Origin of the sequence: Delftia sp. 60, from assembly GCF_002754395.1 — a bacterium.
Classification (GTDB): domain Bacteria; phylum Pseudomonadota; class Gammaproteobacteria; order Burkholderiales; family Burkholderiaceae_C; genus Comamonas; species Comamonas acidovorans.
Genome location: NZ_PEFD01000001.1, coordinates 4,556,318 through 4,570,099, shown reverse-complemented (window position 1 = coordinate 4,570,099; position 13,782 = coordinate 4,556,318). Strand labels below are relative to the sequence as shown.

Sequence of the window (13,782 nt, the reverse complement as noted above, 5' to 3'; positions counted from 1 at the left end):
TCTCAGCAATGCCTGCGGCCATCGCTCCTACGCTTGCACCCTTGTCAATGCAGGAGTGCAGGCGGATATGGACTGGATGGTGTTGGGGCTGCTGGCCGGCCTGGTGTTGGGGGCATATGACTTTCTGACCAAGCTGGCGCTGGGGGAAAAGTCCGTGCTGGAGGTGGTGTTCTGGTGCTCGGCGCTGGGCGCGCTGCTGTGGCTGCCTTTCGTGGCGATGGGCGATTCCTCGTCCGCCGCGCTGGACCTGCGCCAGCAGATGCTGCTGCTGCCCAAGTCGCTGATGATGGTGGCCACCTGGGTGCTGTCGTACTACTCGGTGAAGGCCTTGCCGCTGTCCATCTCTGCGGGCGTGCGTGCCAGCGGGCCGCTGTGGACGGCGCTGGGCGCGGTGCTCCTGCTGTCCGAGCAACTGGGCTGGTGGCAATGGCTGGGGCTGGCGGTGTCCATGGCCTCGTACTACCTGTTCTCCCTGGTCGGCCGGAAGGAGGGCATAGGCTTTGGCCGCAATCTCTGGGTGCTGTGCATGCTGGCGGCCACGCTGCTGTCCTCGGCCAATGCCCTGTACGACAAGCACATTCTGGCCACGCTGCGCATGGACCTGGTTGCCGTCCAGGCCTGGTCTGCGCTGCAGCGCGGCGCCCTGGCCTTGCTGCTGTTGCCCTGGATCTGGCGCGGGCTGGAGCTGCGCAGCCTGCTGGGACGCAACTGGGCCGTGCCCGCCATTGCGCTGGCCTATGTGCTGGCCGAGTCCATCTACCTGGCCGCCGTGCAGATGGAGGGCGCGCAGATTGCCGTGATCTCGGTGCTGCGCCGCGCCAATCTGGTCATGGTGTTTGCGCTGTCGGCACGGTACTTTGCCGAACGCCATCTGCGGCCCAAGGCGGCGGCCATGGCGGGCGTGCTGCTGGGCATTGCGCTGACCATGGCGCGCTGAGGATGTGAGGGCGTGAACGTGTGAACGTGTGAAGCGTGAACGCGGGTGGCGGGCGGCGGCGCCCGGCTATCCGGCCTCGGCCGCCACCGCACGAATCCAGTCCATGACGGCCGCGCCATGGCGCGAGACCATGGCGCGCTCGGAAGCCAGCAGGAAATAGCTCTGGCTGCAGGGGATGGCCGTGTCCGAGACGCGCACCAGGCTGCGCTCGGCCAGCAGGCGCTGGACCAGGGAGCGGCGGCCCAGCGCAATGCCTTGCAGGTTCAGCGCCGCGTCCAGCATGAAGCCCGTGTCCGAATAGCTGAGCTGGCGCTGGGCTGCCGAGATGCGCAGGCCCGCGGCCTGCAGCCAGGGCTCCCAGGGTTGGCGGCTGTGCGAGAGCAGGTTGGCCCGCCGGAACAGCCCGGCCAGATCCAGGCCCTCGAACTGCTCCAGGTAGCGTGGCGCGGCCACGGCAAACCATTCGTCCTCCAGCAGGCGCTCGCAGTGGAATGCCAGAGGTGCCTGAGGCGCCTGGTGTGCAAAGCGGATGGCGATGTCCGCCTCGCCCTGCTGGAGGTTGACGGTGCGCGTGGTCGGATCGATGGCGATGGAAACGTCCGGGTGGCTGCGCTGAAAGGCCGTGAGCGACGGCACCAGCCGCAGCCGTGCGAACGAGGGCAGGGCGCTGATGCGCACCACGTCGCGCCCCTGCACCAGGCTGCCGAAGGTGGTCTCCAGCGCCTGCAGCGGGGCGCGGGTCTGCTGGTGCAGCCAGGCTCCCTCGGCGCTGAGCGTGACCACGCGCGTGGTGCGGTGGAACAGCGGGGTGCCCAGCAGCTTTTCCAGTTCGCGGATGCGGTGGCTGACGGCGCTGTCCGAAAGGTTCAGTTCTTCGGCCGCCTGCTTGAAGCTCTGGCTTCGCGCCACGGCATCGAAGGCGGCGATGAGGTGAAGGGGCGGGATGTTGCGCATGGCTGGCCGGCATCGTACTGGAGCCGGGCGCGCCGGTGGCCGGCGCCTTCATCCGTGCTCTCATTTTTTGCAAACAGTGACCCCTGAAAACCGCCCATCTCGGACACGGCGCCCCATTCGCAGCGGACAATCGTCAGGCCAGGAATATGACGGGATTTCGACAGTTCCCGCCGCCTGCTGGCCAGCCAAGGACTACCGCGCATGACAGAAGACCCCCGCCGAGATTCCCCCGCAGATGCCGCCCCCGCCGCCGCCCAGGCGCCGCAGACGGCCACGCAGCTGCGCATCGGCACCGTCGCCAAGCTCAATCTCGCCGACTTCCAGAACGCCGTGCCCGCGCTGCTGGAGCTGGCCATCGTCAACGAGGGCGAGCTGCCGCTGCAGGCGCTGAGCCTGCACCTGGCCTCGGAGCCTGCCTTCATCAAGCCGCGCACCTGGCGCCTGGAGTCGGTGGCCGCGCACAGCACCTATGCGCTGACCGACCTGGATGTGGCGCTGGACGGCGCCTTGCTCTCGCGCCTGACCGAGGCCGAGCCCGCCGTGCTGCGGCTGGAGCTGCGCAGCGGCCAGCCGGCAGAGACGGTGCTGGCCCGGCACGAACACCCGCTGGAACTGCTGGCACGCAACCAGTGGGGCGGCCTGGGGCATTTGCCCGAGATGGTGGCGGCCTTCGTGCAACCCAACGATCCGGCCGTGGACCGCATCCTCAAGGGCGCGGCGCAGGCGCTGGAGGCGGCGGGCAAGTCCGGCGCCATCAACGGCTATGAACAGGGGCCGCAGCGGGCCTGGGAACTGGCCTCGGCCATCTGGACCTCCGTGCTCCAGAAGAAACTCAACTACGCGCTGCCGCCGGCCAGCTTCGAGCATGCGGGCCAGAAGATACGCGGCGCGACCCAGGTGCTGGATGCGGGCCTGGCCACCTGCCTGGACCTGACGCTGCTGTTCGCCTCCTGCCTGGAGCAGGCGCACCTGAACCCGCTGCTGGTCTTCACGCGCGGCCATGCCTTCGTGGGCCTGTGGCTGGGCAGGCAGGAATTCTCGACCGCCGTGGTCGATGACATCACGGCCGTGCGCAAGCGGCTCAAGCTGCAGGAGCTGGTGGTCTTCGAGACCACGCTGGCCGCGCAGGGCCAGGCCGTGGCCTTCAGCCAGGCCATTGCCCAGGGCGCGCGCCAACTGGCCGAAGAGCATGAGGACCAGTTCGAGCTGCTGGTGGATGTGCGGCGCGCGCGCATGCAGCGCATCCGCCCGCTGGCGCTGGCCCAGCCGCAGGACGCCGCGCCCGAGGCCGGCGAAGGCCAGGTCGAGCCCCGACTCACCGTGGAGCCGCCGCCCGAACTCCTGCCGCAGGCGCAGACACGCGAAGTGCCCACCTCCCAGCTCGATCCCAAGGACAGGCTGGCGCGCTGGCAGCGCCGGCTGCTGGACCTGTCGCTGCGCAATGCCCTGCTCAACTTCAAGCCCGGCAAGAAATCGCTGCTGCTGCAGGTGGCCGCGCCCGCGCTGGAGGACACGCTGGCCCGGGGCCAGGTGCTCAAGCTGCTGCCCAGCCCCGAGCTCATGCAGGGCAAGGACCCGCGCAGCCAGCCATTGCACGAGGCGCGCAGCCTGGAAGACCTGCGCGGCGCGCACGCCGAAGAGGCGCTGCAGCGGCGCGAGGTCTTCATCGACCTGGAGCCGCTGGAGCTGGACAGCCGCTTTGTGGAGCTGTTCCGCGGCGCGCGCAACGCGCTGCAGGAAGGCGGCGCCAACACCTTGTTCGTGGCCCTGGGCTTTCTGGTCTGGAGCCGGCCCGACAAGCCCGATGTGCGCGTGCGCGCGCCGCTGATCCTGCTGCCCGTCACGCTGGAGCGCAAGAGCGCGCGCTCGGGCTTCACGCTGCAGGCGCATGAGGACGAGCCGCGCTTCAACCCCACCCTGGTCGAGATGCTGCGCCAGGACTTCCAGCTGGAGCTGGGCGTGCCCGCAGGCGACCTGCCGCGCGACGAGGCCGGGCTGGACATCACCGGCATCTGGGCCCGCGTGCGCGAGGCGATCAAGGACGTGCGCGGCTGGGAGGTCAGCGAGGACGTGGTGCTGTCCATGTTCTCCTTCGCCAAGTACCTGATGTGGAAGGACCTGGCCGAGCGCGCCGACCAGCTGCGCAGCTCGCCCGTGGTCGCCCACCTGATCGACACGCCGCGCGAGCCCTATCGCTCGGAGATCGCCTTTCCCGACACGCGGCGGCTGGATCAGGAGTTCGCGCCGCAGCAGGTCTTCAGCCCGCTGCCGGCCGATTCATCGCAGCTGTCGGCCGTGATGGCCGCTGCGCGCGGCAAGGACTTCGTGCTCATCGGCCCGCCGGGCACGGGCAAGAGCCAGACCATTGCCAACCTGATCGCGCAATGCCTGGCCGAGGACAAGCGCGTGCTCTTCGTGGCCGAGAAAATCGCCGCGCTGGACGTGGTCTACCGCCGCCTGCGCGAAGTGGGCCTGGGCGAGTTCTGCCTGGAGCTGCACTCCAACAAGAGCCGCAAGCTCGACGTGCTGGGCCAGCTGCAGAAATCCTGGGACTCGCATGGCCAGGTGGATGCCGAGGCCTGGGCCGCCAAGGCCAGCCAGCTCGGCCGCCTGCGCGAGCAGCTGTCGGCCTATGTGGAGCGCCTGCACCGGCGCCACGCCAACGGCTGGACCATCTACCGCGCCATTGGCGCCGTGGCCGGTGGCGAGGCGCTGCCGCGCTTGGGATTTCACTGGCCCACGCCCCAGGCCCATGACGAAGCGGGCCTGGCCCTTTTGCGCGAGACTGCGGGCCGCCTGCAGGCCAATGCCCAGGCCGTGGGCGCGCAGCATCTGAAGGACGGGCCGCTGGCCACGGTGCAGGCCAGCGACTGGTCCGTGCGCTGGCAGCAGCAGATGGTGGATGCCGCCCAGGCGCTGCACGATGCAGGCCAGGGCTTTGCCGAGGCGGCGCAGCAGCTGGGCCGGCTGCTGCGCATCGAGTGGCCGGCGCTGGGACGCCAGGCGCGCTCGGCGCTGGGCGTGATCGCGCGGGCGCTGCCTGCGGCCGCAGGCCGCAACCTGGCTTTCTGCGTGCTGCCTGACGGCGCGCGCATTGGCGAATCCCTGCAATCGGGGCTGCAGCTGCTGGCGCAGCACGGTGATCTGTCCGCACAGATTCCGGCGCCCTGGCCGGCCGAGCTGCAGGCGCGCCTGGCCCAGGCACTGGACCTGCTGGCGCAGCGCCGGCGCCTGCAGGCCGGGCTGGGCACGCCCTGGCCCGTGGCCCTGGGCGATGAGCTGGAGCGCGGCCTGCAGTGCATCGACGAGATCGCGGCGCTGCGCCAGGGCCTGTCCGTCAAGTACGGCGCGGGCGTGGGCCAGCTCAATGTCTCGCAGCTGCAGCGCGAATGGGCCAGGGCCGGCAAGTCCTTGTGGCCGCTGTCCTGGCTGGGCAGGCGCAAGGTGCGCGCGGCGCTGGAGGCCACCATCGAAGGCGCGGGCGAGCCGCGCGTGGCCGATGACCTGGCCGCCCTGGTGCGCATCCGGGGCCTGCGCGAGGAACTGGACCAGATCCAGCCCGGCGCCGCAGCCGACGGCCTGTGGGCCGGACACCGCACGCGCACCGACCATGCGCGCAGCGCCCTGAAGGCCAATGCGGCCCTGCTGGCCGCGCGTGCGCAGAAATCCTTCTCGCTCGACGGCCTGGAGGCCGTGGCCGAAGGCCATGGCGGCGAGCGCTGGGCTGCCGAAGTGCAGCGCCTGCAGGCCCTGTACCAGATCGACCGCCAGCTCGATGGCTACCTGCCGCTGACCGATGCCAGCCACGGCCTGTGGCGCAGCCTGGAAACCGATGCCCAGGCCTTGCAGGACGCGCTGGCCTTCGAGCGCGAGCGCCTGCAACTGACGCGGAGCGGCAGCCTGATGGCATCGCACGCCGCCGTGGCCCAGGGCCGCTGTGGCGCGGCGCTGCAGCAGGCCCATGCGCAGCTGGCGGCCCGCAGCGCCATCGAGGAACAGCTGCTGGCGCTGGACGAGCTGCGCTTGCGCTGCCCCGGCGTCTGGGACGGCCTGGACACGCGCCCGCAAGCCGTGGAGCATGCGCTGCGCCTGCAGGGATCGCTGCAGGCAGGGCTGACCGGGCTGGGCTGGCAGGAGGCCGAGCTGGCCCAGGCACGCCAGGCCCTGCACCAGGTGCTGGCCTTGCGCAGCGCCGAGCTGGGCGAGGGCGCCGCGGTCGGCATGGCCTGCCAGCAGTTGCTGGACAGCCTGGCCGGCCTGCACGCGGCCATAGACCCCTTCAGCGCGGCGGCAGCCCATGGCGAGCCGCAGCAGCGTGCCCTGGCCCAGCGCACGGCCGAGCAGCTGGCGGCCACGGCGGGCGGCGTGCTGGCCGGGCAGGGCGGCCTGCATGCCTGGTGCGCCTGGCGCAATGCCCAGGCCACGGCCCGCGCGGGCGGGCTGGGTGCGCTGGCCGACGCCATCGAGTCCGGCAGCCTGGCGCCGGCCCAGGCGCCCCAGGCCTTCGAGGTCAACTACGCGCGCTGGTGGCTGGCGCTGGCCGTGGACGAGGACGAGGTGCTCAAGCGCTTCGTCTCTGCCGAGCATGAGCGGCGCATTGCCGACTTCCGCGCGCTGGACGATGAATTCACCTCGGTCACGCGCCAGTGGATACGTGCGCGGCTGTGCGCGGGCCTGCCGTCGGCCGACAGCATCCAGCGCAACAGCGAGTGGGGCATCCTGCGGCGCGAGATCACCAAGAAGCGCCAGCACCTGCCGCTGCGCCAGCTGCTGGAGCAGATCCCCTCGGCCGTGCTGCGCCTGACGCCCTGCCTGCTGATGAGCCCGCTGTCCATTGCCCAGTACCTGAGCGCCGAGACCAGCAACTTCGACATCGTCATCTTCGACGAGGCCTCGCAGATCCCCGTCTGGGACGCCATCGGCGCCATGGCGCGTGCGAAGCAGGTGGTCATGGTGGGCGACCCCAAGCAGCTGCCGCCCACCAGCTTCTTCGGCCGCGCCGACACCTCCGACACCTTCGACGACGACACGCAGGGCGTGGAAGGCGACATGGAAAGCATCCTGGACGAATGCCTGGGCGCCAGCCTGCCCACGCGCAACCTGTCGTGGCACTACCGCTCGCGCCATGAAAGCCTGATCGCCTTCAGCAACCACCGCTACTACGGCGGCGGGCTGGTGACCTTTCCCTCGCCCGTCACCGATGACCGCGCCGTCAGCTTCCACGCCGTGCAGGGCCGCTATGAAAAGGGTGGCGCCCGCATCAACCAGCCCGAGGCCAAGGCCCTGGTGGCCGACCTGGTGGCGCGGCTGCAGTCGCCGGGGTTTGCGCAGTCGGGTGCCACCATCGGCGTGGTCACCTTCAACTCCGAGCAGCAAAGCCTGATCGAGGATTTGCTGGACGAGGAGCGCCGCAAGGACCCGGGGCTGGAGCCGTTTTTCTCCGATGCGCTGCTGGAGCCCGTCTTCGTCAAGAACCTGGAAAGCGTGCAGGGCGACGAGCGGGACATCATGTACTTTTCCATCACCTACGGGCCCGATATCTCGGGCGCCGTGTCCATGAATTTCGGCCCGCTCAACCGCGATGGCGGCGAGCGGCGGCTGAACGTGGCGGTGACGCGCGCGCGGCAGGAGCTGCGCATCTTCTCCAGCCTGCGCGGCGAGCAGATGGACCTGTCGCGCACCCAGGCGGCGGGCGTGCGCGATCTCAAGCACTTCCTGGAATTTGCCGAGCGCGGCCCGCGCGCGCTGGCCGAGTCGCACCATGGCAGCCAGGGCGATTTCGACAGCCCGTTCGAGGCCAGCGTGGCCCAGGCGCTGGAGCGCAAGGGCTGGCGCGTGCACACGCAGATCGGCGCATCCTCATTCCGCGTGGACCTGGGCGTGGTGCACCCGGACCATGCGGGCAGCTACCTGGCGGGCGTGGAGTGCGACGGCGCCACCTACCACCGCTCGGCCACGGCGCGCGACCGCGACAAGCTGCGCGAGCAGGTGCTGCGCGGCCTGGGCTGGCAGATACTGCGCATCTGGTCCACGGACTGGTGGGTCAACCCCGGCGGCACGCTGGAACGCATCCACGCGGCGCTGACCGCGCTGCTGGAGCAGGACCGGCGCAAGCGTGCGGCCGAGGTTGTCGAGGCGCCGCAGGCGGCTGCAGTCGCCGAGGCAGAGCCAGCGCCAGAGACGCCAGAGACGCCTGAGGCGTCCGAGGCATCCGTGGAGGACGGCGAGGCGCATAAGGTCTGAAAGTCGGCCGTGCGCATGAAATGGACACTTGCTGAAGCCAGAGACACCAAGGAAGGGCCGCCCCCGCACCGAGGGTGTCGTCCCCCTCCCCCGCAAAGCGGGTAGAGAGGGGGAAGGCGCGAAGCGCCTCAGGGGGTGTCAGTACTTGTCCGGAACGTACATGTGCTGGGGAACGGGGTTGCGTGTGTATTCGGGATTGCGCGTGCGCTCGGGCAGCACGATGGCCGGGTGCTCTATCTCTTCGTAGGGCAGCTGGGTCAGCAGGTGGGAGATGCAGTTGAGCCGGGCCTTCTTCTTGTCCACGGCCTGCACCAGCCACCAGGGCGCCTCGGCGATGTGGGTGCGCTCCAGCATGGCTTCCTTGGCCTTGGTGTAGTCCTCCCAGCGGCGGCGGCTCTCGAAGTCCATGGGACTGAGCTTCCACTGCTTGAGCGGGTCGTGCACGCGGCCGAGAAAGCGCAGGTGCTGCTCGTCGTCGGTGATGGAGAACCAGTACTTCACCAGCGTGATGCCCGAGCGCACCAGCATCTTCTCGAACTCGGGCACGGAGCGGAAGAACTCCTCGTACTCCTCGTCGGAGCAAAAGCCCATCACGCGTTCCACGCCCGCGCGGTTGTACCAGCTGCGGTCAAAGAGAACGATCTCGCCGCCCGCAGGCAGGTGGGAGACATAGCGCTGGAAATACCACTGCGTGCGCTCGCGGTCATTGGGCGCGGGCAGGGCGGCCACGCGGCACACGCGAGGGTTCAGGCGCTGGGTGATGCGCTTGATCACGCCGCCCTTGCCGGCCGCATCGCGGCCCTCGAAGAGAATGACCACCTTTTTCCTGTGGTGCTGCACCCAGTCCTGCAGCTTGACCAGCTCGCCCTGCAGGCGCAGCAGTTCGCGAAAGTAGGTCTGGCGGCTCACGGAGTCGGCACCGTCCAGATCGTCGCCACCGCTGCTCAGGCGGGCGTCGTCTATCTCCATCTCCAGTTCTTCGTCGTAGCTGTCGAGCAGATCGCGTTCGATGCGCTGCATCAGCGAATCATGGTGGTCGGGCAGAAGTTCGTCGTACATGGTGGGGAATCCGGGCGTCCAGGAGTTGGCGCCTGGGATGGTGGCGTGGATGTGTGACGCGGCTGTGACGGTGCTGCTGGGTGAATACCCTGGCACCGCTCGCCTTCCCGCCGCCTACAGCCACCCCGCCTTGCGGAACTTGTAGTAAAGCAGGCCGCAAACACCCAGCACGAACAGCAGTGCGGCCGGATAGCCGTATTGCCACTTCAGTTCGGGCATGTTCTCGAAGTTCATGCCCCAGACGCCGAAGAAGGCCGTGCAGATGGCGAAGATACTGGCCCAGGCTGCCAGCCGCTTGGTGACTTCGTTTTCCTCGATGGACACCATGGACAGGTTCACCTGGATGGCCGTGCCCACGGTGTCGCGCATGGTGTCGATCTGGGCGTTGATGCGGCCCAGGTGATCCATCACATCGCGGAAGTAGTCCCTGGAGCCCACGCAGATCTGGGGGACGCGCCCGCCGTTGAGCTTGCCCACGGCTTCCAGCAGGGGAGCCACGGCGTGCTTGAGGTCCATGGCGCGGCCCTTGAGTTCATACAGCTGCTTGATGTTGTCGCGCGCCGCGCCCTTGGTGAAGATCTGCTGCTCGATCTGCTCCAGCTCCACTTCCAGCGCATCGATGATGGGAAAGTAGCGGTCCACCACCGCATCCATCAGCGCATACAGCACAAAGCCCGAGCCGTGGCGCAGCAGCTCCGGCTCGCTCTCGCAGCGCTCGCGCACGCCCAGGAAACCGCGCTTGCTGCGGTTGCGCACCGACAGCACATAGTTGGAGCCCACGAAGACATCGACCTCGCCATGGTTGAAGTGGCCGGGCCGCTCGGGCTCGGGCTCCAGCAGGTGCATCACGGCAAACAGCGAACTGCCGTACTCCTCCAGCTTGGGCCGCTGGTGGCCGTGCAGCGCATCCTCCACGGCCAGGGCATGCAGGCCGAACTCCTGGCGCATCTCCTCCAGCTCGGCCGGCGTGGCGTCCGCCAGCGCCACCCAGACGAAGCAGCCGGGCCGTTCTATGTAGTTGCTGATGTCGGCGACGGGAATGTCCGCCAGCTTGGCCCCGTTTTCGTAGGCGACGCAGTTGATCAGCATGGGATATCCCTCGGTAATTCTGGTGCTGGTGATCCTGCCACAACGGGGGAGGGCGGATAGCCTGGAGCAGGTCCGGGGCTGCCGCACATGCGGGCGCCAATCAAGGGCGTGCTTCGGCTATGGTTGGGCCTTTGAGGGAGCGATGTCCGATGAGGGGAGTGAGTGGTGGAGCGGGTGAGAACAAGGGGCAGAGCCATGGCCAGGGCCAGGATTTGCCCAGACTGGTGATCCTGCCTGGTCTGGACGGCACAGGCTTGCTGCTGGCGGAGTTCGCGCAGGTTCTGTCCACGTTCTTTCAGGTGCAGGTCATCACCTATCCGACGGATGAGCCGCTTTCCTATGACGAACTGCTGGGCCATGTGCGAGCCCGTCTGCCCGCCGGGCCGTTTTTGCTGATCGGCGAATCGTTCTCGGGACCGTTGGCGTTGCGCCTGGCGGCGGAGCACCTCACGCGGGTTCGGGGCGTCATTCTGGGAGCCTCGTTCGCACGCCTGGATTTGCCCTTGAAGTCAGTCCTTTCTAGCCTGTCTGGGCTGTTGGCATGGGTCCCGGCGGCATGCGCTCCGATGTGGCTGCTCGATGGAGTGCTGAGCAATGGCCATGCGACAGCGTCCGGGCGCGCCTTGCTCAAGCAGGCCCTGCAGACGGTTGCTCCGGTGGTTTGGGCGGGCCGCGTCCGGCAGGCTCTGGAGGTTGATCTGCTGGCGCAGGGCGTTCGTGTGCGGCAGCCCTTGCTTTATCTGCGAGCCAGCCACGACAGGCTGATGCCAGCCAATGCGGCGGGCCTTGTGGCATCCATATCCGGCAATGCGCGCGTTGAAAGCATTGCCGGGCCGCATTTCATTTTTCAGGCGGAGCCCCAGGCTTGCACGAAGGCCATCGTGGCGTTTCATGAGGCCTGTGTTGCCATGGCCGCGCCACGATAGGTCGGCTTTGCATCAGACAGCCAACGCCTTCTCCCACTCGCCGCCCCTGCCAGCTCCCCGAGCCCGCAATGCCCGCGCAGCATGCGGCTGTCGTCTTCCTTGCGGAACAGGCCGCGCTTTTGCAGCATGGGGAGGACTTCGCTGGCGAACGATTCGAACTGCTGGATGAGGATGGGGGCGCGTAAGCCCAGATTTGCACATCTGGTAACAATACGTGTATAACCTGTCACGACACTGCTGGGCGCCGCCCAGCGCCTGCGATCCAAGGACTTCGATGATCTTTCGCCAGTGGGGAATTGCGTTGGGTGCGTTGGGCCTGTTGGCCTTGAGCGGCGTATCGACAGCCGGTGTGCTGGACAAGATCAATGCCGGTGGCGCGCTGGTGATCGCGCACCGGGAATCGTCGGTCCCCTTCTCCTACATCGACACGCGCAGCGGCAAGCCCGTCGGTTACGCGCTGGATCTGTGCCTTCGCCTGGCCGAGGCGGTGCGCAAGCAGACAGGCAGGAAGGACATGAAGGTGGAGTTCCTGATGGTCACGCCCGCCAATCGCATGGCCGTGATCGAGCAGGGCAAGGCCGACATGGAGTGCGGCTCGACCACGAACAACGCGCAGCGGCGCCAGACCGTGGCGTTCACGGTCCCCCATTTCATCACCGGCGCCCGGATGCTCGTGAAGGCCGAAAGCACCATCAACGCGATGGAGGATCTCAAGGGCAAAAAGCTGGTTTCCACCAAGGGCACCAGTCCGATGGCCCTGGTGACGCAGGCCAACAGGCAGCGCCTCATGGGCATCACCATTGTGCAGGCCCCCGATCACGCGAGGGCCCTGGAGATGGTGGAGAAGGGCGAAGCCGACGCGTTCGTGATGGATGACGTGCTTCTCAACGGGCTGGCCGCTGCACGGCCCGATCCACGCGCCCTGAAGGTGGTGGGCAAGTTCCTGTCCACCGAACCCCTGGCCATCATGCTGCCGAAGGCCGATACCGCGTTCAAGAAACTGGTCGATGAAGAGATGAAGCGGATCATCACCAGCCGCGAAATCCATCCCATCTACGAGAAGTGGTTCCTGCAGCCGATTCCACCCAGCTCCACGAATCTGAACCTGCCGATCAGCTACCTGCTGCGCGACTTCTGGAAGTACCCCACGGCGGACATTCTGCTGTAGGCCTGTCTGTGCAGCCGCAGCGCCGCATCGGTCAAGCCGCCAGCGCTTGCTCCCTTGGGCGCGCGGCTGGGGCATCACCTGCCCCCCTCCCCGCCAGCTCCCCCAGCCCGAAATGCCCGCGCAGCGTGCGGCTTTCGTATTCCTCGCGGAACAGGCCGCGCTTGCGCAGGATCGGCACGACTTCGCTGGTGAACAGCTCGAACTGCTGGTTGAGTATGGGCGGCATGACGTTGAAGCCGTCGGCTGCGCTGTGCCTGAACCAGTCTTCGATGATGTCGGCCACCTGTTCGGGCGTGCCGGCCACGGCCAGGTGGCCGCGGGCGCCGGCCAGGCGCTTGAGCAGGCCGCGCAGGGTGAGGCCGTCGCGCAGGCTGGTTTCCACGTAGCCCACGGCGCGGCTGCGCGAGGCTTCGACCTTGTCGGGATCGGGGAAGTCGTCGCGCGTGAGCAGGCGGTCCAGCGGCACGGCCGAGAAGTCGTGGCCGCCAAAGCGTGCGGACAGGCGGGCCAGGCCGACCTCGATGCTGGTCAGGCTGTCGAGCTCTTCCCAGACCTGGCGCGCCTCGTATTCGGTAGAGCCTATGGCGGCGCTGATGCCGGGCAGGATCACGATGTCCTGCGGGCGGCGGCCCAGCTGCTGCGCCTGTCCCTTGATGTCGGCATAGAAGGCCTGGGCCGATTCCCGCGAGCCGTGGGCCGTGAAGATGGCCTCGGCCCATTGCGCGGCAAAGGCACGGCCCGATTCGGACTGGCCGGCCTGCACGAAGACGGGCCGGCCCTGCGGGCTGCCGGGCACGTTGAGCGGGCCGCGCGTGCGGATGTACTTGCCCTCGAAGTGGACGGGCTGGATCTGCGATGCGTCGAGGAACTGGCCGGCCGCCGTGTCGTCCAGCAGGGCGCTGGCTGGAAAGCTGCGCCACAGCGCATCGATGGCGGACACGAATTCCTCGGCGATGCGGTAGCGGTCGCCGTGGTCCACGTTGTCGGCCAGTCCGAAGTTCAGGCCCGCGTTGGGCGCCCAGGAAGTGACGATGTTCCAGCCCGCCCGCCCTTGGACAGATGGTCCAGCGAGGCGAACTGGCGCGCCAGCGTGTAGGCATGGCTGTAGGTGGTGGAGGCGGTGCCGATCAGGCCGATGCGCTCGGTGCGCAGCGCCAGTGCCGTCAGCAGCACCAGCGGGTCCAGCAGGCCCGAGGTGATCTGCTGGCCGTTCTCGGGCCCGACCAGGCTGTCTGCCAGGAAGACGGCGTCGAATTTGGCGGCCTCGGCGATGCGTGCGGCATCGACGTACAGCTCCAGGTCGGTGAGCGCCTTGCGGTTGGCACCGGGATGGCGCCAGGCGCCTTCATGGTGGCCGCGCGTCATGAGGAACAGGTTCAGGTGCAGTTGCCGAGACATGGGAGCAG

7 protein-coding genes and 1 pseudogene are annotated in these 13,782 nt (G+C 68.3%); 4 read left to right on the top strand and 4 right to left on the bottom strand.

Going from position 1 to position 13,782, the window contains the following annotated elements:
* Nucleotides 1–67 precede the first annotated feature (67 nt).
* Entirely contained in the window at nt 68–937 is an 870-nt protein-coding gene (locus CLV01_RS20725) for a DMT family transporter (RefSeq protein WP_099733320.1), read from the top strand.
* A gap of 66 nt (nt 938–1,003) precedes the next feature.
* Here the strand turns inward: CLV01_RS20725 and CLV01_RS20720 are convergent, their stop codons facing one another.
* A complete protein-coding gene (locus CLV01_RS20720) occupies nt 1,004–1,891 on the bottom strand; it encodes a LysR substrate-binding domain-containing protein (RefSeq protein WP_099733321.1) in 888 nt (295 codons plus the stop codon).
* 201 nt (nt 1,892–2,092) lie between these two features.
* On the opposite strand from CLV01_RS20720, the gene CLV01_RS20715 reads away from it, so the two are divergent.
* Nucleotides 2,093–8,134: a DUF4011 domain-containing protein gene (locus CLV01_RS20715; RefSeq protein WP_099733322.1), complete on the top strand. Its 6,042-nt coding sequence runs from the start codon at nt 2,093–2,095 to the stop codon at nt 8,132–8,134.
* 138 nt (nt 8,135–8,272) lie between these two features.
* Here the strand turns inward: CLV01_RS20715 and ppk2 are convergent, their stop codons facing one another.
* Together ppk2 and corA are read right to left on the bottom strand one after the other, a co-directional pair.
* Nucleotides 8,273–9,193: a polyphosphate kinase 2 gene (ppk2, locus tag CLV01_RS20710; protein WP_043821211.1), complete on the bottom strand. Its 921-nt coding sequence runs from the start codon at nt 9,191–9,193 to the stop codon at nt 8,273–8,275.
* 114 nt (nt 9,194–9,307) lie between these two features.
* Nucleotides 9,308–10,282, bottom strand: a complete 975-nt coding sequence (gene corA / locus CLV01_RS20705; protein ID WP_012206223.1) for a magnesium/cobalt transporter CorA — start codon at nt 10,280–10,282, stop codon at nt 9,308–9,310.
* Between the two features lie 224 nt (nt 10,283–10,506).
* On the opposite strand from corA, the gene CLV01_RS20700 reads away from it, so the two are divergent.
* Nucleotides 10,507–11,208, top strand: a complete 702-nt coding sequence (locus CLV01_RS20700; protein ID WP_139093410.1) for an alpha/beta fold hydrolase — start codon at nt 10,507–10,509, stop codon at nt 11,206–11,208.
* Nucleotides 11,209–11,482: 274 nt separating this feature from the next.
* Entirely contained in the window at nt 11,483–12,376 is an 894-nt protein-coding gene (locus CLV01_RS20695) for an amino acid ABC transporter substrate-binding protein (RefSeq protein ID WP_099733324.1), read from the top strand.
* 31 nt (nt 12,377–12,407) lie between these two features.
* On the opposite strand, the pseudogene CLV01_RS20690 reads toward CLV01_RS20695, so the two are convergent.
* Nucleotides 12,408–13,741, bottom strand: a pseudogene (locus tag CLV01_RS20690) (LLM class flavin-dependent oxidoreductase).
* Between the last annotated feature and the right edge of the window lie 41 nt (nt 13,742–13,782).

Bases quoted from the DNA above. Each gene is read 5' to 3' on its own strand.
- CLV01_RS20725 (WP_099733320.1), top strand. From the start codon at position 68: ATGGACTGGATGGTGTTGGGGCTGCTGGCCGGCCTGGTGTTGGGGGCA.
- CLV01_RS20720 (WP_099733321.1), bottom strand. From the start codon at position 1,891: ATGCGCAACATCCCGCCCCTTCACCTCATCGCCGCCTTCGATGCCGTG.
- CLV01_RS20715 (WP_099733322.1), top strand. From the start codon at position 2,093: ATGACAGAAGACCCCCGCCGAGATTCCCCCGCAGATGCCGCCCCCGCC.
- ppk2 (WP_043821211.1), bottom strand. From the start codon at position 9,193: ATGTACGACGAACTTCTGCCCGACCACCATGATTCGCTGATGCAGCGC.
- corA (WP_012206223.1), bottom strand. From the start codon at position 10,282: ATGCTGATCAACTGCGTCGCCTACGAAAACGGGGCCAAGCTGGCGGAC.
- CLV01_RS20695 (WP_099733324.1), top strand. From the start codon at position 11,483: ATGATCTTTCGCCAGTGGGGAATTGCGTTGGGTGCGTTGGGCCTGTTG.